Origin of the sequence: Kitasatospora misakiensis, from assembly GCF_042656005.1 — a bacterium.
Lineage (GTDB): Bacteria > Actinomycetota > Actinomycetes > Streptomycetales > Streptomycetaceae > Kitasatospora > Kitasatospora misakiensis.
On the sequence record NZ_JBHSOF010000059.1, the window covers coordinates 18,012 to 36,241 of the forward strand.

At 72.9% G+C, this 18,230-nt stretch carries 16 protein-coding genes; 10 read left to right on the forward strand and 6 right to left on the reverse strand.

Going from position 1 to position 18,230, the window contains the following annotated elements:
* Window positions 1-58 precede the first annotated feature (58 nt).
* A complete protein-coding gene (locus ACFP3U_RS31705; protein ID WP_380229189.1) occupies window positions 59-1,012 on the forward strand; it encodes a hypothetical protein in 954 nt (317 codons plus the stop codon).
* 62 nt (window positions 1,013-1,074) lie between these two features.
* Here the strand turns inward: ACFP3U_RS31705 and kynU are convergent, their stop codons facing one another.
* Window positions 1,075-2,301 carry a kynureninase gene (gene kynU, locus ACFP3U_RS31710; RefSeq protein WP_380229190.1) on the reverse strand — a complete coding sequence of 409 codons (1,227 nt, stop codon included), beginning with the start codon at window positions 2,299-2,301 and terminating at the stop codon, window positions 1,075-1,077.
* 93 nt (window positions 2,302-2,394) lie between these two features.
* Window positions 2,395-3,225, reverse strand: a complete 831-nt coding sequence (locus tag ACFP3U_RS31715; protein WP_380229191.1) for a tryptophan 2,3-dioxygenase — start codon at window positions 3,223-3,225, stop codon at window positions 2,395-2,397.
* Window positions 3,226-3,473: 248 nt separating this feature from the next.
* Between ACFP3U_RS31715 and ACFP3U_RS31720 the strand changes: the two genes are divergently transcribed.
* Entirely contained in the window at window positions 3,474-3,908 is a 435-nt protein-coding gene (locus tag ACFP3U_RS31720) for an Lrp/AsnC family transcriptional regulator (RefSeq protein WP_380229192.1), read from the forward strand.
* A gap of 99 nt (window positions 3,909-4,007) precedes the next feature.
* On the opposite strand, the gene ACFP3U_RS31725 is transcribed toward ACFP3U_RS31720, so the two are convergent.
* Window positions 4,008-4,643 (reverse strand): MarC family protein, encoded by a 636-nt coding sequence (locus tag ACFP3U_RS31725; RefSeq protein ID WP_380229193.1) that lies wholly within the window; start codon window positions 4,641-4,643, stop codon window positions 4,008-4,010.
* Between the two features lie 181 nt (window positions 4,644-4,824).
* Between ACFP3U_RS31725 and ACFP3U_RS31730 the strand changes: the two genes are divergently transcribed.
* From ACFP3U_RS31730 to ACFP3U_RS31740, 3 genes are all read left to right on the forward strand, one after another.
* Window positions 4,825-5,385 (forward strand): DoxX family protein, encoded by a 561-nt coding sequence (locus ACFP3U_RS31730; protein ID WP_380229194.1) that lies wholly within the window; start codon window positions 4,825-4,827, stop codon window positions 5,383-5,385.
* Between the two features lie 171 nt (window positions 5,386-5,556).
* Window positions 5,557-6,267, forward strand: coding sequence for an FxLYD domain-containing protein (locus tag ACFP3U_RS31735; RefSeq protein ID WP_380229195.1), 711 nt, complete (start codon window positions 5,557-5,559; stop codon window positions 6,265-6,267).
* A 321-nt stretch (window positions 6,268-6,588) separates the two neighbouring features.
* Complete coding sequence (locus ACFP3U_RS31740; protein WP_380229196.1) at window positions 6,589-8,400, forward strand: glycosyl hydrolase family 18 protein; 1,812 nt, start codon at window positions 6,589-6,591, stop codon at window positions 8,398-8,400.
* A gap of 121 nt (window positions 8,401-8,521) precedes the next feature.
* Here the strand turns inward: ACFP3U_RS31740 and ACFP3U_RS31745 are convergent, their stop codons facing one another.
* A complete protein-coding gene (locus ACFP3U_RS31745) occupies window positions 8,522-9,082 on the reverse strand; it encodes a MarR family winged helix-turn-helix transcriptional regulator (RefSeq protein ID WP_380229197.1) in 561 nt (186 codons plus the stop codon).
* Window positions 9,083-9,253: 171 nt separating this feature from the next.
* Between ACFP3U_RS31745 and ACFP3U_RS31750 the strand changes: the two genes are divergently transcribed.
* From ACFP3U_RS31750 to ACFP3U_RS31765, 4 genes are all read left to right on the forward strand, one after another.
* Entirely contained in the window at window positions 9,254-10,597 is a 1,344-nt protein-coding gene (locus tag ACFP3U_RS31750) for an MFS transporter (RefSeq protein ID WP_380229198.1), read from the forward strand.
* 172 nt (window positions 10,598-10,769) lie between these two features.
* Entirely contained in the window at window positions 10,770-12,395 is a 1,626-nt protein-coding gene (locus tag ACFP3U_RS31755) for a dolichyl-phosphate-mannose--protein mannosyltransferase (protein WP_380229199.1), read from the forward strand.
* A gap of 3 nt (window positions 12,396-12,398) precedes the next feature.
* Window positions 12,399-13,202, forward strand: coding sequence for an ABC transporter permease (locus ACFP3U_RS31760; protein WP_380229200.1), 804 nt, complete (start codon window positions 12,399-12,401; stop codon window positions 13,200-13,202).
* Window positions 13,203-13,452: 250 nt separating this feature from the next.
* Entirely contained in the window at window positions 13,453-14,040 is a 588-nt protein-coding gene (locus ACFP3U_RS31765; RefSeq protein WP_380229201.1) for a TMEM165/GDT1 family protein, read from the forward strand.
* A gap of 84 nt (window positions 14,041-14,124) precedes the next feature.
* Here the strand turns inward: ACFP3U_RS31765 and ACFP3U_RS31770 are convergent, their stop codons facing one another.
* Window positions 14,125-15,267: a peptidoglycan-binding domain-containing protein gene (locus ACFP3U_RS31770; RefSeq protein ID WP_380229202.1), complete on the reverse strand. Its 1,143-nt coding sequence runs from the start codon at window positions 15,265-15,267 to the stop codon at window positions 14,125-14,127.
* A gap of 344 nt (window positions 15,268-15,611) precedes the next feature.
* Between ACFP3U_RS31770 and ACFP3U_RS31775 the strand changes: the two genes are divergently transcribed.
* Window positions 15,612-17,708 carry an MFS transporter gene (locus ACFP3U_RS31775; protein WP_380229203.1) on the forward strand — a complete coding sequence of 699 codons (2,097 nt, stop codon included), beginning with the start codon at window positions 15,612-15,614 and terminating at the stop codon, window positions 17,706-17,708.
* Window positions 17,709-17,738: 30 nt separating this feature from the next.
* Here the strand turns inward: ACFP3U_RS31775 and ACFP3U_RS31780 are convergent, their stop codons facing one another.
* Window positions 17,739-18,227 carry a MarR family winged helix-turn-helix transcriptional regulator gene (locus ACFP3U_RS31780; protein WP_380229205.1) on the reverse strand — a complete coding sequence of 163 codons (489 nt, stop codon included), beginning with the start codon at window positions 18,225-18,227 and terminating at the stop codon, window positions 17,739-17,741.
* Window positions 18,228-18,230: the final 3 nt, after the last annotated feature.

An 18,230-nucleotide genomic window follows, 5' to 3' on the forward strand; every position in this document is an offset into this window, starting at 1 on the left:
ATCATAGTGCCGCACCAAACTTGCAGTGACACCAAAAATATCGGCTACGGTGGGGCCCATGACCTTCACCTTCGGCATCTACCCCGGTGGCCTGATCGGCGACGAGAGCCGCGTGATCGCCCCCGTCAGCCCGGACGACCCGGTGCGGATCACCGCCGCGCTGCGCGAACTCCAGGGCGCGGCACCCGCGTTACTCGTCCGCGCCTACCGCTCGTACCCGGCGGGGCCGGCCACTCCGCCCACCCCGGCCGAGCCGGAGCGGTACACGGGGGAGGGGCGCCGGCTCGACCTGGTGCTCCAGTTCCGCGCGCCCGGCGGCCGGCTGGACGGCTGGACGGACTTCGTCCGGCACACCGTCCGCACCGAGGGCGAGCGGATCGGCACGCTGCAGATCTGCGAGGAGCCGAACGTCGACTCGCCGATGCTCGACGGCTCCGTCCCGAACGTCCTCCGGGCGCTGGTCGAGGGCGTGGTCGCGGCCAAGGAGGAGGCGCTGGCGCTCGGCCTCGACCTCGCCGTGGGGTTCAACGCGGCCTTCAGCCCGGACCCGGCCGAGCCGTTCTGGTCCGAGCTGGGCGCGCTGGCCGACGAGCGGTTCCACCGCGCGCTCGACTACGTCGGCCTGGACTTCTTCCCGGACGTCTTCCGCCCGCTCCCCGGCGGGCAGCTCGGCGCGGCGGTCACGGCGGTGCTCACCGCCTTCCGGCGGGAGGCCGTCACCCGGGCCGGGATCGGCCCGGCGGTGCCGGTCCGGATCTGCGAGCACGGCTGGCCCACCGGCCCGGACCGCCCGGAGCGGCGGCAGGCCGAGGTGGTCGCGGAGGTGGTCCGGACGGTCGCGGGCCTGGCGGACGAGCTGAACCTCACCGGCTACGGCCACTTCGGCCTGCGCGACGCGGACAGCGCGGACCCCGGCCTGTTCCACCGCTTCGGCCTGCTCCGCGACGACTACACGCCGAAGCCGGCCTTCGCCGTCTACGGGCGGCTGGTCGAGGAGCTGACGGTGCTGTGACGCGGGCGGCCCCGCACCCGGGGGGATCGGGTGCGGGGCCGCTGTCACGGGAGCCGGAGGGCTCAGGTCACCTCGCCGCGGCGGGAGAAGCGCTCGTCCTTCCACTCGCCGCTCTCCAGCACCTCGGCCAGGTGCCGCGCGGCGTCCCACACCTCGGTGTGCGAGAGGTAGAGCGGGGTGAAGCCGAAGCGCATCAGGTCCGGTGCCCGGAAGTCCCCGATCACCCCGCGGGCGATCAGCGCCTGGACCACCGGGTAGCCGTCGGCGTGCCGCAGCGCCACCTGGCTGCCGCGCCGGTCGTGCTCGCGCGGGGTGACCACCTCGATCCCGTCGAGGTCCTCCACCAGGCTGATGAACAGATCGGTCAGCGCCAGGCTCTTCGCCCGGACGGCGGCCCGGTCGGCCCGCTCCCAGACGTCCAGCGAGGCCTCCAGCGCGGCCTGGCCGAGCAGCGAGGGCGAGCTGGTGAGGAAGCGGCCGATCCCGGCCTTCGGCTCGTAGCCGGGCTCGAAGGCGAACGGGCGGGCGTGCCCGAACCAGCCGCTCAGCGGCTGGAGCGGCCCGGCCGCCAGGTGCCGCTCGGCGACGTACAGGAAGGCCGGCGAACCGGGCCCGCCGTTCAGGTACTTGTAGGTGCAGCCGACCGCGAAGTCCGCGCCGCTCGCGGTGAGTTCGACCGGCACCGCGCCCACCGAGTGGCAGACGTCCCAGATCATCAGGGCCCCGGCGGCCTGCACCCGGGCGGTGATGCCGGGCATGTCCAGCAGTTCGCCGGTCCGGTAGTCGACGTGCGAGAGGACGACCGCGGCGACCTCGCCGTCCAGGTGCGCGTCCGGCTCCGCCGGGTCGACCAGCAGGCTGCGGGCGCCCGGGACCATGCCGGTCACGCCCTCGGCGATGTAGAGGTCGGTGGGGAAGGCCGCGCCGTCGCCGAGCACGGTCGACCGGCCCGGGCGCAGACGCAGCGCCGCCGTCAGCACCTTGAACAGGTTCACCGAGGTGGTGTCGCAGACCACCAGCTCCTCCGGCGCGGCGCCGACCAGCGGGGCGATCCGCCGGCCCAGCCGGTACGGCTGCTCGAACCAGCCCGCGTCGTTCCAGCTGCGGATCAGCTCCCGGCCCCACTCCTCCTCGACCACCGCCCGCACCCGCTCCGGGGTGCGGACGGGCAGCGCGCCGAGCGAGTTGCCGTCCAGGTAGATCACCCCCGGCGGCAGGGTGAAGTCCTCGCGGAACGCCGCCAGCGGATCGGCGGCGTCCAGCGCCGCGCACTCCTCGCGCGTGATCATGCCCTGCCCTTTCCCGTACTTCGTTCGTGCCCGCGGCCAGGTGCCCGCGGCCCACAGGATTCCGACGCCCGGTTCATGCCCGGGCGGCGCCGGTCACATCCCGTCCCGGATCTCCCACAGCTCGGGGAAGACGTCCTGCTCGGCGGAGCGGCGCAGCCAGGTCAGGCCGCTGGAGCCGCCCGAGCCGGGCTTGGCGCCCATCGTCCGCTTGACCGCCATCAGGTGGCGGTGGCGCCAGCGGGTCACCCGCTCGGCGACGTCCAGCAGCGCCTCGGCCAGCGGCTTCAGCTCGGCGTACCCGGCCTCGGTGTAGACCCGCCGCCAGGCGGCCGCGACGGCCTCGTCACGCTGGTGGCGCCGCTCGGAGACGGTGTCCGGCACGTCCAGGCCGTGCCGGGCCAGCAGCGCGAGCGCGTCGTCGTACAGGCCGGGGGAGCGCAGCGCCCCGGTCAGCTCGGCGAGGGCCGCCGGGCTGTCGTCGTACATCTTCAGCAGCGCGGCGTTCTTGTTGCCGAGCAGGAACTCCAGGTACAGGAAGGCCGAGGACTGGAAGCCCGAGGCCTCGCCGAACACCGAGCGGAAGGAGTTGAACTCCTGCGGGGTCATCGTGGCCAGCAGGTCCCAGGACTCCACCAGCACGTCCTGGGCGTGGGTGCCCCGGCGCAGCGCGGCCAGCGCGGTCGGCAGGTCGTCCTCGCGCAGCGCGTGCTGGGCGATCGTCCACTCGTGCCGCAGCAGGCCGAAGAGCAGCTCCATCACCTGGGTGGTGACGATGAACGACAGCTCGGCCGGCTCCTTGCTGAGCGGGTGCTGGAGGCTGTGCAGCTCGTCCAGCCGGGCGTAGCGCGCGTACGGGGTGCCCCGACCCGGCTGTCCGGCCCGACCGAACGACAGGTTGGGCTTCTCCACCGTGTCGTGCCCCATACCGATTCCCTCCTGAAGTCACCGGCGGACGGAACCACCGGACGGGCCCGGGATTCGGTCCCGTCGCCCCGGTCCTTGCCGGGACCCCATTGTGCGGTGCCCCGGTCCCGCATTTGAATGGGCGGCGGGCACGGCAACCGCAGCCGTGCCTGTCGTACAAGAGGTGTTTTTCCGATCCTCTTCACGATCGCAAAGCGGCGGGATCCGGCCAATCGGAGTACACCCGCACCACACCTTCAGGAGCCACCGTGGACGCCGTCGACCGCCGCCTGCTGGACGAGCTGCAGGGTGATGCCCGGCTCTCCTACAACGAACTCTCGCGCCGGGTGAGCCTGTCCGCACCCGCCGTGGCCGAACGGGTCCGCCGCCTGGAGGCCGACGGGGTGATCAGCGGGTACCACGCCCACATCGACCTCACCCGCGCCGGCCTGCCGATCACCGCGCTGGTGCAGATCCAGTGCTACGGCCCGCGCTGCGTGCTGCGCGACCCCGAGGTGGCCCGGTGGCCGGAGGTGCTCCAGCTGCACCGGGTCACCGGCGGGGCCTGCTGCGCCCTGCTGGTCGCCGTGCCCGCGATGGCCGAATTCGAGGCCCTCATCGACCGCCTCGGCGCCTACGGCCAGCCGGCCAGTTCGATGATCCTCTCCAGCCCCGTCCCCTGGCGCCCGGTCGTCGTGCCGTAGCCGGGCCCGGCACGGGCGGGGCCTGGGGCGCGGCCGGCCGCGGCCGGCTGGCCACAGCCACCCGCTCCCCGTTGTCCCCTGCCCTGCCCGGCGTGCGGCTCAGTGCCCGTCGGGCAGGTGCAGGCCGAGCCCGGCCAGGCCGTTCAGGAACAGTTCGACGCCGACCGCCGCGAGCAGCAGGCCGAGCAGCCGGGAGAGCACCTCCAGCGAGGTGCGGTGGGTGTGCCGCATCAGCGGGGCGAGCGCGGCGACGCAGAAGAAGTTGATCACCACTACGGCGACGTACGCGCCGGCCACCGTGGTCCACCAGCCCCAGTCGTCCTTGGCGAGCGAGGCGACCAGCACCGCGGTGACCGCGAGCGGGCTGGCCAGGTAGGGCAGCAGCAGTTCGCGGATACCGTCCACCAGCGGGTTGGCCAGGTGTTCGTCCGTCTCGTCGGCGCCCGCGCCGAGGTGGACGCCGAAGACCAGCGCGACCGCGTAGACGAAGAAGATCAGGCCGCCGGCGAGCTGCAGCGACTGGTCGCTGATGTGGAACAGCGAGGTGACGAAGTCGGCGCTGTAGGCCATGACCACGCCGATCAGCGCCGAGATGACCGTGCTCCACGCCGCGAGGCGGCGCAGTTCCGCGGTGCTCCGGGTGGTGGCCAGCCGGGCGAAGGACAGCAGGACCTTCGGCGGCCCGACCACGGCGAAGAAGGCGATGAAGGCGCTGCTCAGGTTGAAGACGAACATGGGCCAAGCATGGCCGCGACGATCACCGCCGCCGGGCCGCCACGCCCCCGGCCGGATATTCCCGTTCCCCCCGTCATTCGCCCGAACGGCCGCCCCGGGTCGAGTGGACCGGCGGTTTCCTGTGCCATGGAAGCCGGACCACTCCTCCGTCCGGCGGAGGGCTTCCGAAGGAGACTTCGACATGGCTCTGAACCGTAAGGACCTGGGTCTGCTGGCCCTGCGCGGTGCCGTCGGCGGGGTGCTGATCGCCCACGGCACCCAGAAGCTGTTCGGCTGGTTCGGCGGCGGCGGCCTGGACGGCACCGCCCAGGCGATGGAGGCGATGGGTTTCCACCCGGGGCGCCAGAGCGCCCAGGCCGCCGGCCTCGGCGAGGCCGGCGGCGGCGCGATGCTGCTGGTCGGGCTGGCCACCCCGGCGGCCGGCGCGGTGGTGGCCGGCACCATGGCCGGCGCCGTCGCGGTGCACGCGCCGGCCGGGTTCTTCGTGATGTCCGGCGGCTACGAGTACCCGGCGTTCCTCGGCGCGACCGGTCTGGCGCTGGGTCTGGCCGGTCCCGGCCGGTACTCGATCGACCACCTGACCGGGCACGCCTTCGACCAGGCGTGGGTCGGTGTGCTGGCCTTCGCGGCCAGCGCGGCCTCCGCGTACGGCGTGGTGGCCCGGCGCCGGCACGCCGTCCGGCTGGCGGAGGAGCGTGCGGCGGTGGAGGCGGACACCCAGGACGGTTCCGGGCTCTCCTGACCCGCGCCCCTGACCCGCGCCCCGGCACCGCCCGGCCGGGGCTGGCCCGAGGCCCTGAGACGGGGGCTCACCCGAACGCATCAGCCCTGTTGGCGGGCGTCTCCCGGCCCCCGGAAGGTGGGCGGGGAGGCGCGCCGGGCCCCCGGCGCCGGCCAGAATCGAGGACTCCCGATGGATCGCCAGCCGCCCCGCCGCACCGCGGCTCCGCCCCGCCGGACCGTGACCGCGACCGCCGCCACCCCGCGTCCGGCGGCCACCCCGCGTCCGGCGGCCACCCCGCGTCCGGCCGCGCCGCCGCGGGTGACCGCCGGGGACCCGCAGGCCCCCGCCGTCCACCGGCCGGGCCGCGCGCTGGCCGCGGTCGTGGGCGACGCCCTGCTGGGCGCCGACGCGCTGGCCGGCTGCTCCTCGGACAGTACGGCGGGCAGCGCGATCTCCTCGGCCGCCGGACAGGTCGGGTCGGGCATCGCGGGAGCGGCCTCGGCCGCGGCCTCGGCGGCGAGTTCGGCGCTCGCCTCGGCGGCCGGCGGGCTCTCCTCCCAGCTGGCCTCCGCGGCCTCCTCGGCCCAGGCGGCGGCCTCCTCGGTGCTGGCCGAGGTCAAGGGCGGCCTGGACGCGAAGGCCGATGTCGCGGTGGGGGCGGTGGCCTTCGTGGACGGCAAGGCGGAGGTGCCGCTGACCGTCACCAACCACGATCAGCAGAAGAGCAACCGGTACGTGATCCAGGTCAACTTCACCGACGACAGCGGCAATGTGCTGGACGCGACCGCGGTGACGGTGCAGGACGTCGAGGCCGGGAAGAGCACCGAGGTGAAGGCGCGCAGCAACCGGGACCTCTCGGGCTCGGTGAAGGCCGTGGTCGCCAATGCCCTCAGCTACTGAGCGGCCTGAGCCTGAGCCTGAGCGACCTGGGCCTGAACGGCCCGGCCCGGTTCCCGGGGAACCTTAACGGCGGCTCAAGGCGCGACAGCACCCCTTGACGGGTTAGTTGGTCTAGTCCATTTTAGTGCCCAGGTGCAGGGAGCCCCTGAACCGGCGTCAACGGTCCGCCGTTGGCGCCGGTTCGGCATACCCGGCGTCCGTCGAAGGCATGTCCCCGTTCGATTCCCCCATCCCGTTCTGTCATGTCCCGGTCGCATGGCCCCACCCGTGCGCGCGTTCCCGGGCCCGGCGGAATCCCCCACGACCAGGAGTCACGCACCCATGCTCCGTTCACGCATCGAAAGGGCCGGGGCCCCGGTTCAGGAGGGCGGCCGTCGCAAGCGGTCCAAGAGCCTGACCGCGATCGCCGCCGGTACCACGGCCTCCCTGCTGCTCGGCGCGGGTCTCGCGCTCACCGGCGGCGCCACGGCCAGCGCCGCCGTCACCAACTCCACCGGCGCGCCCGCCACCAGCGGCGGCATCAAGGTGGCCTACTTCGACCAGTGGTCGATCTACGCGAACGCGTACTACCCGAAGACCATCCAGGACACCGGCGTGGCCGGGAAGCTGGACTACCTGATCTACTCGTTCGCCAACATCCACCCGACCAACCTCTCCTGTTTCCAGGCCACCAAGGCGGCCAACCAGGACGACAACAACCCGAACGCCGGCGACGGCGCGGGCGACGCCTTCGCGGACTACCAGAAGAGCTTCGGCCCGGACATCTCGGTGGACGGCGCCGGCGACGTCTGGGGCCAGCCGATCGCGGGCAACTTCAACCAGCTGAAGAAGCTGAAGGCGAAGAACCCCAACCTCAAGATCCTGATCTCGCTGGGCGGCTGGACGTACTCCAAGTACTTCTCGGCGGCGGCCGCCACGGACGCCTCCCGCAAGAAGCTGGTCTCCTCCTGCATCGACATGTTCATCAAGGGCAACCTGCCGGTCGACGCCGGCTACGGCGGCCCGGGCTCGGCGGCCGGCGTCTTCGACGGCATCGACATCGACTGGGAGTACCCGGGCGGCGGCGGCCACACCGGCAACCTGGAGAGCCCGAACGACAAGCAGAACTTCACCCTGCTGCTGAAGGAGCTGCGCGAGCAGCTCGACGCGCAGGGCAAGGCCGACGGCAAGACCTACGCCACCGCGGCGGCGGTCGGCGCCGGCCAGGACAAGATCCGGAACGTCGAGACCGACAGGATCGGCCAGTACCTGACGTTCCTGGACATCATGACCTACGACATGCACGGTGCCTGGGACGCCAAGGGCCCGACCAACCACCAGGCGCCGATCTACTCCGGCCCGAACGACCCGATGACCCCGGCCAAGCCGGGCAACGGCAAGTACTCGGTCGACGCGGCCATCAAGGCCTACACCGCGGGTGACCCGGACTACGGCATCCCCGGCGGCTTCCCCGCGAAGAAGATCAACGTGGGCGTCCCCTTCTACTACCGCGGCTGGACCGGCGTCCAGAACAACGGCAAGAACGGCCTCTTCCAGCCCGCCACCGGCCCGGCCGCCGGCGCCGCGCTCTCGGGCAACGTCCCCGGCATCCAGATGTACAAGGAGCTGACCGGCTTCGTCGACAACCCGGCGAAGACCTTCTGGGACGACACCGCGAAGACCACGTACTTCTACGACGGCTCGACCTTCTGGACCGGCGAGGACTCCCGCTCGATCCAGGCGAAGATCGACTACGCCCACTGCAACGGCCTCGGCGGCTCCTTCGCCTTCTCGCTGTACGACCTGGGCACCAGGACGGCGCTGTTCGACAAGATGGTCGAGGCCACCAACGGCTCGGCCGCGGGCTGCCCGGCCCCGCCGGTGACCACCCCGCCGACGACGCCGCCCACGACGCCGCCGACCACTCCGCCGACCACTCCGCCGACCACTCCGCCCACGACCCCGCCGACGACGCCGCCGACCACCCCGGCCGGTTGCGCCGCCGCCCCGAGCTGGGACGCGGCCGCCACCTACGCGACCTCGACCAAGGTCTCCTGGAAGGGCCACTACTACACCAACAAGTGGTGGACCAAGGGCGAGGACCCGTCGCTGAGCGGCCAGTGGGGCGTCTGGGCCGACAACGGCCCCTGCTGACCGGAGCCCGATCCGCCGAGGGCCTGACGGACCCTCGCACCCACCGCACGAAACGCGTCCGGCCCGCCGGGGGAGTCCCCCGACGGGCCGGACGTTCTGCCGTGCGCGACCGCGGGCCGCGTCAGCTCTGCTCGCCGGCGCGCCCCGGGGCGTCCGGCCGGCTCTCCTCGATCCGCCGCAGCATCCGGGCCAGCATCCCGGAGAGCACCGCGCGGTCCTCGCCGACGACGTCCTGGAGCAGTTCCTCCTCGAAGACGGCGGCCATCCGCATCGACTCCAGCCACTTGTCCCGGCCGAGGTCGGTCAGCTCGATGATCACCCGGACCCGGTTGGCCTCGTCCCGCTCCCGGGTCACCAGGCCCTCGGTCACCATCCGGTCGATCCGGTGGGTCATCGCGGCCGGGGTGAGCCCGAGCCGCTTGGCCAGCTCGCCGGGCCCGAGCCGGTACGGGCTCCCGGACACCACCAGCGCCTTGAGCACCTCCCACTCCGCGGAGGTGATTCCGAGCACAGTGAGCTGCCGGTCGTAGGCGACGGCCATCCGCCGGGCGACCCGGGAGAGGGTCTGCACGATGGTCTCCACCTGCGGGTCCACCATGGGGAACTCCCGTTGGTAGAGAGCCACTTGCTCGGCGATGCCCAGCTCGCGGGCGGTGGCCGGCGCGGGCTTCTCTGCAGTCATGCGGACCAGTGTCGCACGCGCGCTGCACCCCTTAAGCCTTTGACTCCGCACTCTTCCGATGCTAAAACTTCAATGTCGAACTTTAGCTCTTAAGTCTTCCGGTCTTAAGAGTATCCAGTGAAAACTGACGAAGCCCTGACGGGGCGGAGTCCACGGGAAGGGATGTGCACGGTGACCGGCACGGTGAAGCAGCAGAGGCAGCAGCGACGCGGGGCGGGCGGCCCGCTGCGCCGCGTCCAGATCGGGAACGCGCTCAGCGCGTTCGGCAGCGGCTTCACGATGCCGTACATGTTCGTGTACGTGGACCAGGTGCGCGGGCTGGGCTCGCTCGCCGCCGGGATGGTGTTCACCGTCTTCGCGCTGGCCGCGCTGGCCGTCCTGCCGTTCACCGGCCGCGGCATCGACCGGTACGGGCCGCGCCCGGTGCTGCTGGCCGGCGCCGCGCTGGCCTCCGTCGGCGCGTTCGCCTTCGGGCATGCCACCGGCACCCCGGCGCTGCTGGTCTCCTCGTTCCTGTTCGGCGCGGGTGTCACCACCTGCCAGCCGGCGCTCGCCACGATGATCGTCCGCTGCTCGACCGCCGCGACCCGCTCGCACGCCTTCGCGCTCCAGTTCACCCTGGTCAACCTGGGGATGGGCATCGGCGCGCTGGTCGGCGGGCAGATCGTCGACGTCGCCGACCCGGCCAGCCTGACCCGGCTGTTCACCATCGAGGCCGCGACCTTCCTCGGCCTCGCCCTGGTGACCGGCACCGCCCGGATCCCCAACGCCGCGCCGGTGCTCGTCCAGGACGCGGCCGACGGCCCGCAGGGCCTGCGCGCCCTGCTCGCCGACAAGGCCATGGTCCGGCTCTGCGTGCTCGCCGGTCTGATCTTCTTCACCTGCTACGGCCAGTTCGAGTCCGGCGTCGCGGCCTTCGCCACCGACACCGTTGGCACCGCCCCGTCCACCCTGGGCATCGCCATCGGCGCCAACGCGCTGACCATCGTGGTGCTCCAGATGTTCGTGGTGCGGATCACCGCCCGCCGCCGGCGCACCACCGCGATGGCCGCCGCCGGTGTGGTCTGGCTCGGCGCCTGGGCGATGGCCCTGGTCGCGGGCCTGATCCGGACCGAGGCGATGGCCGCCACGGTCGCGATCGTCTCGATCTACGCCCTGTTCGGCGTCGGCGAGTCGCTGCTCGCGCCGACCATGGGCCCGATCGTCGCCGATCTCGCCCCGGCCCGGCTGCTCGGCACCTACAACGCCGGGTACGCCCTGGTGAAGCAGATCGCGATCGCCGTCGGCCCCGCCGTGGGCGTCCTGCTGGTCGGTTCCGGCACCTGGCCGCTCTACCTGGCGGCGATGGCCGGCTGCACCGTGCTGATCGTCGTCCTGGCGCTGCGCCTGCGGCCGTACCTCACCGCCGCCCAGGACAACGCGCCGCAGGGCGCCCCCGCCGCGGACGAGCGGACCCCCGCGGCCCCGGTCCGCACCCCGGCCCGGCCGGTCCGGGAGCTCCAGACCGCCGCCTGACCCGCGCGGCGGAACAGCCCCGAACGGGCGTCGGACAGGTCACCTGTCCGGCGCCCGTCGCGCTTGGTTTCGCGCCCACCGGCACATAGTGTCGGTGGCTGTTGACCGTCCGGGCCGACCCCACCGGGGCCGGTACCGGCGAGAACGGCGAATCGGCGAGGCTACCGAGACCATGACGCAAGCGGCGCTCACCCACCCTCCGTCGGCGGCCCCCGCCGTCCCGGCGCCGGAGCGGCGGGGGCCGCTCCGCCTGGCGGCGGCCCGCTCCGACTGGCTCGGGCCGATCGCCGTGGCGCTCTTCGCCGGTCTGCTGCGGTTCTGGAACCTCGGGTACCCCAACGCCTTCGTCTTCGACGAGACCTACTACCCCAAGGACGCCTGGTCCCTGCTGAAGCAGGGGTACGAGGGCACCTGGCCGGAGCACGCGAACGAGCAGATCCTGGCCGTCCCGCAGCAGATCCCGCTCACCCCGGCGCCCGAGTTCATCGCCCACCCGCCGCTCGGCAAGTGGGTGATCTCCCTCGGCGAGTGGGGCTTCGGCCTGCACCCCTTCGGCTGGCGGTTCATGACCGCGCTGCTCGGCACCGTCACCGTGCTGATGCTCGCCCGGATCGGCCGCCGGCTCTTCGGCTCCACCCTGATCGGCTGCACCGCCGCCCTGCTGATGGCCGTCGACGGCCTCCAACTGGTGATGAGCCGGGTCGGCCTGCTCGACGGCGTCCAGATGTTCTTCGTCCTGGCCGCCTTCGGCGCGCTGCTGATCGACCGCGACCACGCCCGCGCCCGGCTCGCCGCCGTCCTCCCCGACCGCGGCGGCGACACCGTCCGGCTCGGTTGGCGGCCCTGGCGGATCGCCGCCGGGGCCTGCCTGGGCGCCGCGGCCGGCGTCAAGTGGAACGGCGTCATGGTGCTGGCGGCCTTCGGCGTGCTCACCGTCCTGTGGGACCACTCCGGCCGCCGCTGGGCCGGCGCCCGCCGCCCCTGGCGCTCGATGCTCCGCCGGGACGCGCCGCCCGCCTTCCTCGCCACGGTCGGCACCGCGTTCGTCGTCTACCTCGGCGGCTGGGCCAGCTGGCTGTCCACCGGCGGCGGCAGCGGCGCGACCGGCGGCGGCTTCGACCGGCACTGGGCCGACGACCGGGCCGGCCTGTCCCCGGACAGCTTCCTCGGCGTCCCGCTGCCGCGGTTCCCGATGGGCTGGGTGCCCGCGCCGCTGCGCAGCCTGTGGCACTACCACTCGCAGATGTACGACTTCAACACCGGCCTGAGCAGCCCGCACACCTACCAGTCCAACCCGTTCAGCTGGCTGGTCCAGGGCCGGCCGGTCTCCATGTACTGGGAGCAGGTGCCGGCCGGCCAGCGCGGCTGCACCGCGTCCGGCGGCTGCGCGGCGCAGATCCTCGGCCTCGGCACCCCGCTGCTCTGGTGGACGGCCTGCTTCGCGCTGGTCTACCTGCTCTGGCGCTGGGCCTTCCGCCGGGACTGGCGCTCCGGCGCGGTGCTGTGCGCGGTGGCCGGGATCTACCTGCCGTGGTTCCAGTACCAGGAGCGGACCGTCTTCTCCTTCTACATGGTGGTGCTCGTCCCCTTCCTCTGCCTGGCCGTCGCGCAGATGCTGGGCGCGATGCTCGGGCCGGAGGGCTGCCCGCCCGAACGGCGGCGGATCGGTGCGGCCGGCGCCGGGCTGGTCGTGCTGGCGATCATGGCCTGCTTCGCCTTCTTCTACCCGCTGTACACGGCGGAGGTGATCCCGATGTCGTCCTGGCAGGACCGGATGTGGTTCACCAGCTGGATCTGACCCGTGCCGCAGCGGGCGGCCGCCGCCCCGTTGGCCGACGGGGGACAGCTGCTGCCGGTCACCCCGGGGCTCGGCGCGGCCACCGCCGTGCTGCTGCTGGCCGCCGTCACCGTCGCGGGGTGGGGCCGGCTCGGGCACGGGCGCGCCGTCCTGCGGGCCGGGCTGCGTGCGGTGGCGCAGCTCGCCGCCGTCGCGCTGGTGATCACCTGGGTGGTCGACTCGCGGTGGTGGTCGGCGCTCTTCGTGCTGCTGATGTTCACCGTCGCGGTGCGGACCGCCGGGCGGCGGATGGCGCCCGGTGACGGCCGGGACTGGCTCTGGGCGGCCGCGCCGATCGGCGCCGGGGTGCTGCCGGTGCTCGTACTGCTGCTCGGCAGCGGCCTGTTGCCGCCGAAGGGCCTGTCGGTCATCCCGGTCGCCGGCATCCTGATCGGCGGCGCGCTCACCGCCACCTCGCTGTCCGGGCGGCGCGCCCTGGACGAGCTGCGCCAGCGGCACGGCGAGGTCGAGGCCGCGCTGGCGCTCGGCTTCGAGGAGCGGGACGCCCGGATGGAGATCTGCCGCACCGCCGCCGCCACCTCGCTCGTCCCGGCGCTCGACCAGACCAGGACGGTGGGGCTGGTCACACTGCCGGGCGCCTTCGTGGGCATGCTGCTCGGCGGTGCCTCGCCGGTCCAGGCGGGCGCGGTGCAGCTGTTCGTGCTGGTGGGGCTGCTGGCGGTGGAGACGACGGCGGTCGTGGTGGTGCTGGAGCTGGTCGGCCGGGGGCTGGTCCGGGCCGGACGGGTGGGGGAGGTGATCGGGTAGGCTGGGCGGCGTTGAAGGGGAGTAGCCCTCCACCGGACCGTCGACATACTGGCCCCTCGGGGCCCGGCGCCCGGGGCACCACGATCGCGACACGGTCCGACGGGTGCCGGCGAGACCTTCGGCCGCAGTGCTGTGAGCGTGGGCGCGTCCGTGCCTCCACGCCGCTTTCCACCAGCGCTGTCGGGCCGGAGCGACCCCTGACGGAGCTGCCCGCGGTCCGGCAGCCCCAACCCGAGGGACACCACCCCCGATGAGTCTGACCGTCGCCGCGATCACCTTCGGCATCGTCTTCCTGGCCGAACTGCCCGACAAGACCGCCCTGGCCAGCCTGATGCTCGGCGCCAAGTACCGGGCGAGCCACGTCTTCGCCGGGATCGCCGCCGCCTTCGCCCTCCAGGTGGGCATCGCTCTGGTCGCCGGGCACCTGCTCTCACTGCTGCCGCAGCGCTGGGTGGAGGGTGTCACCGGAGTGCTGTTCCTGGCCGGCGCGGCGATGCTGCTGTTCCACGGCGGGGGCGAGGAGGAGGACGGGCACGCCGCGAAGGAGCCGTCCGCGAACAGCTTCTGGAAGGTCGCCGGGGCCAGCTTCGTGGTCGTGGCGATCGCCGAGTTCGGCGACCTGACGCAGATCATGACCGCCAACCTGGCCGCCAAGTACGCCGACCCGCTGGCCGTGGGGCTGGGCGCCTGGCTGGCGCTGTGCGCGGTCGCGGGGATCGCGATCCTGGGCGGGCAGAAGCTGCTGAAGCACGTGCCGATGAAGGTGATCATCCGGGTCGCGGCGGGGGTGATGGTGCTGATGGCCGGGGTGAGCATCGTCCGGGCGATCACGGGCTGACGGGGCGTTCGGGGTCGTTCTTCCCGTTCTTTGCGTCTGGCGTTCTTTGTGTCTGGCGTTCTTTGCGTCTGGGCCGTCCTGGGGTCAGCAGCCGGTGCGCTTCTCCAAGGCGGCCCGGGTGTTCGGCCCGTAGACGCCCCTCTTGTCGCCCCGGACACCCTGCACGCTCTGGAAGTACCCCACGTAGAACTCGGTGTCCCCGTCGAAGTAGCCGTCCACCGGGATGTTCGAGGCCATCCAGCACAGCACCAGGGCGAGCTTCTGCTGCATGGCCTGGACGTCGGCGCCCTGCATACCGGCCTGCAGCACGCGCACGGTGGGGGTCGGGGCGGGCGTGGCGGTGGGGGGCGGCGTCGCGGGCGCGGTCGTGGTCGGCGCGGGGGTCGGGGTGGTGGGGCTCGGGGCCGTCGGCGGGGTGACCGGGTCCGCGGGCGGAGCCGGGGCCGGGGGTGCGGGGGCCGCCGTGGTGGCGGGGCCGGTCGGGGCGGCCGGAGGCGGGGTGCTGGCGGTCGACCGGGTCGGCGAGGGCTTGGCGCTCGTCCGGCTCGGCGTGGGCGTCGGGGTGTCGCTGGTGGGCGGCGGCGAGCTCGGGCTCGGCGGGGCCGGGGCGGTCGGGTCCACCGGCGCGGGGCCGAGCGTCGTGCTGGGCGCGGGCGCGGCCCGGTCCTCCGGGTCGGCGGACGAGGTGACCGCGTACGCCAGGCCGACGGTGAGCGCCAGTAGGCCGGCTCCGGCCGCGACCAGCAGGCCCTTGCGGCGGGTGAGCGGGCCGCGGTCGTTCTCCTGTTCCGCCGCGCGCCGTGCGGCCCGGCCGGCGAGGGGTGCCGCGTCGTCAGGGTCGCCGGGGGTGAACGGGAACACGCCGAGCTCGTCCTGCGGCTGAGGCTTCATCGGTGGCTGCGTCTGCGGCTGCGGCGGGAACTGCGGGGCGGCGACGACCGGGGGCAGCACGGTGGTCGCGTACGCGTCGGCGTCCGGCCCGAGCGGGGGAGCGGCCGGGGGCAGCACCGCGGTGCCGAACGGGTCGGCCGCCGTCGGGCCCGCGGCCGGTTGGTCGGGCGGGCCGTCCACGACCTGGTCGACCGCCTGCGCCACGTACGGACGGACCAGCGGCGGGCCCTCCAGGTGCGGCAGGACGGCGGTGTCGTCGAGGCCGCGGTCCGTCGGGAGGCAGCCGCACCCGGTGGATCGTGCGGTGCCGCACGTCGGGCAGTGCTGGTCCGGCATCGGCCGGCCCTCCTCGGTTCGCGGTCGGTCGCGGTCGGTCTCGGTCGCGGTCTCGGTCAGTCGTGCGGTCGTTCGTCGGCCGATCGGACTCGTGTTCAGGTGATGGACGGGCCTGATTATGCAGGACGTCCCCGAGGGGGGACAGGGGTGTACGGACCGGTGTGGGGGCCTTGTGCCGGTTGGTGGGGGTTGGGGTTTGATGAATGATCGGTGTGCGAGTGTGAAGGCCCTGTCACCGATTGCACTTACGTTCGGCTCAACTGAACGGAGCAAACCGGTGCATTTCTGACAGCATGGTGGCTGGGACTGATCATCTGTCGACCTGTGAGGGATACGGAGACGCCATGACGGATCCGATCGCCGCGTCCGAGCGGGGTCCCGGCGGCGGCTCCGTGCCGGGCCCGGGGGGCGAGCCGGGACCGCCCGGGGTCACCGCGGGCAACCTGTGGGTGCCGATCGGAGCCCTGCTGCTGGCGATGCTGCTCGCCGCGCTCGACCAGACCATCGTCTCCACCGCCCTGCCCACCATCGTCAGCGATCTCGGCGGGCTGGAGCACCTGTCCTGGGTGGTCACCGCCTACATGCTCGCCTCCACCGCGGCCACCCCGCTCTGGGGCAAGCTCGGCGACATGTACGGCCGGAAGGTCTTCTTCCAGGCCTCCATCGTGATCTTCCTACTGGGTTCGGTGCTGTGCGGCATCGCCCAGAACATGGGGGAGCTGATCGCCTTCCGCGCCGTCCAGGGCCTGGGCGGCGGCGGTCTGATCGTGCTCTCGCAGGCCATCGTCGGGGACCTCGTCGCGCCCCGGGACCGCGGCAAGTACCAGGGCCTCTTCGGCGCCGTCTTCGGGGTCACCAGCGTGCTCGGCCCGCTGCTCGGCGGCCTGTTCGTCGACAACCTCAGCTGGCGCTGGGTGTTCTACATCAACCTGCCGATCGGCGTGGTCGCCCTCGTGGTGATCGCCGCCGTGCTGCACGGGGTGGAGGTCCGGCGCAGCCACCGGATCGACTACCTGGGCACCGTGCTGATCGCCGCGGTGGCCACCTGTCTGGTGCTGATGACCTCGCTCGGCGGGACGACCTGGGAGTGGAGCTCCTGGCAGATCGTCGGGCTGGGGGTGCTGGGCCTGGTCCTGCTGGTCGCCTTCGTCCTGGTGGAGCGGAGCGCGGAGGAGCCCGTCCTGCCGCTGCGGCTGTTCCGCTCCCGGACGTTCAGCCTGGTGGCCGTCATCTCCTTCGTGGTCGGCTTCGCGATGTTCGGCGCGCTCACCTATTTGCCGACCTTCCTCCAGGTGGTCATGAAGGTCTCGCCGACGATGTCCGGCATCCACATGCTGCCGATGGTGATCGGCATGCTGGTCACCTCGATCGGCTCCGGTCAGATCGTGGCCCGCACCGGTCACTACCGGATCTTCCCGATCGCGGGTACCGCCGTCACCGTCGTCGGCCTGCTGCTGCTCTCCCTGCTGGACGAGCACAGCAGCACCTTCACGATGAGCTGCTACTTCCTGGTCTTCGGCCTCGGCCTCGGCCTGGTGATGCAGGTGCTGGTGCTCATCGTGCAGAACTCCGTCGGCTACGAGGACCTCGGCGTCGCCACCGCCGGCGCCACCTTCTTCCGCTCCATCGGCGCCTCCTTCGGGGTCTCCGTCTTCGGCACGATCTTCGCCTCCGGGCTCAACGACCGGCTGAACGACGTCCTGGCCGGCGTCCCGCTGCCGCCCGGCTTCAGCCCGGGGGCGATCACCTCCGACCCGCGCGTCATCGACCGGCTCCCCGCCGGGATCCAGGGCGAGATCTACCACGCCTACGCCGAGTCGATCACCCGGGTCTTCCTCTACGCGGTGCCGGTGGCCGTGGTCGCCTTCGTCCTCTCGCTGTTCCTGCGGGAGCAGAAGCTGCGGACCACCGTGACCGCCCCCGACCTCTCCGAGTCCATCGGCCTCAACCCGGTCGAGCGCTCCTCGCTGGACGAGATCAGCCGGGCCCTGTCCGTCCTCACCACCCGGGAGGCGCGGCGCGACCTGTTCAAACGGATCACCGCCGCCGCCGGGCTCGACCTCAAGCCCGCGTCCAGCTGGCTGCTGCTCCAGATGCACCACCACGGCTCGGTGGAGCCCGCTGAACTGGCGGAGCGCCGGATCGTCCCGTTCGCGGTGATCGAGGAGGCGGTGCGCGAGGTCGAGGGCCGCGGCCTGGCCTCCCGCACCGGCGGCCTCCCGCTCCGCCTCACCGAACCGGGCGAGGCGGCGGCCGTCCAACTGGTCGCCGCCCGGCGGGCCCAGCTCGCCGAACTCCTCGGCGACTGGGACGAGAAGCAGTTCGACGACCTGGCCGAGCTGCTCACCCGGCTGGCCTCCACCCTGTGCGCCGACCGCCGCGACCGCCCCGACCCGGTCGTCCACGAGCCGCCGTATCAGGGCGAGGGCCGCTCCTTCTGACGCCTTCTCTCCTCTCTTCTCTCCTCTTCCTCACGTCGTCCCGAGCCACCTCGGCGTGTCCAACCGGAACGGATCTCCGGGTGCCAGCACCCGCAGGGCGTCCTCCAGGCCCCGGAGTTCCTCCTCCCCGCCCAGCTGCCCGACCCACTCACGGCGCAGCTCCTCGAAGATCCGGGCCGAGCGAACCAGGCAGTCCACCCCGCGTGCCGTCAGTCGGACCACCTTGCGCCGCGCGTCCGCCGGATCGCTGCCCCGTTCGACGTACCCGAGCCGCTCCAGCTGTTCGACGGTCTTGCCGGCCGCCTGCTTGGACACCCCGAGCCGGCGGCCGAGCTCGACGGCGGTGGTGCCGTCCGGCCCGATCGCCTGGAACACGAACCCGTGCATCGGCCGCAGCTCCGGATGCCCCTCGCCGGCGAGCCGCTCGTGCAGCTCGTCGATGATCGTCCGGAACGCGAGGAGCAGCCGCAACGGCAGTTCGTAACCCGGCGTCACGTCTTGCTGGTGATCCCTTGACACGAT

Coding starts and splice junctions, on each gene's coding strand:
- ACFP3U_RS31765 (WP_380229201.1), top strand. CDS start 13,453: ATGAGTCTGACCGTCGCCGCGATCACCTTCGGCATCGTCTTCCTGGCC.
- ACFP3U_RS31755 (WP_380229199.1), top strand. CDS start 10,770: ATGACGCAAGCGGCGCTCACCCACCCTCCGTCGGCGGCCCCCGCCGTC.
- ACFP3U_RS31735 (WP_380229195.1), top strand. CDS start 5,557: ATGGATCGCCAGCCGCCCCGCCGCACCGCGGCTCCGCCCCGCCGGACC.
- ACFP3U_RS31740 (WP_380229196.1), top strand. CDS start 6,589: ATGCTCCGTTCACGCATCGAAAGGGCCGGGGCCCCGGTTCAGGAGGGC.
- ACFP3U_RS31715 (WP_380229191.1), bottom strand. CDS start 3,225: ATGGGGCACGACACGGTGGAGAAGCCCAACCTGTCGTTCGGTCGGGCC.
- ACFP3U_RS31770 (WP_380229202.1), bottom strand. CDS start 15,267: ATGCCGGACCAGCACTGCCCGACGTGCGGCACCGCACGATCCACCGGG.
- kynU (WP_380229190.1), bottom strand. CDS start 2,301: ATGATCACGCGCGAGGAGTGCGCGGCGCTGGACGCCGCCGATCCGCTG.
- ACFP3U_RS31775 (WP_380229203.1), top strand. CDS start 15,612: ATGACGGATCCGATCGCCGCGTCCGAGCGGGGTCCCGGCGGCGGCTCC.
- ACFP3U_RS31730 (WP_380229194.1), top strand. CDS start 4,825: ATGGCTCTGAACCGTAAGGACCTGGGTCTGCTGGCCCTGCGCGGTGCC.
- ACFP3U_RS31705 (WP_380229189.1), top strand. CDS start 59: ATGACCTTCACCTTCGGCATCTACCCCGGTGGCCTGATCGGCGACGAG.
- ACFP3U_RS31725 (WP_380229193.1), bottom strand. CDS start 4,643: ATGTTCGTCTTCAACCTGAGCAGCGCCTTCATCGCCTTCTTCGCCGTG.
- ACFP3U_RS31745 (WP_380229197.1), bottom strand. CDS start 9,082: ATGACTGCAGAGAAGCCCGCGCCGGCCACCGCCCGCGAGCTGGGCATC.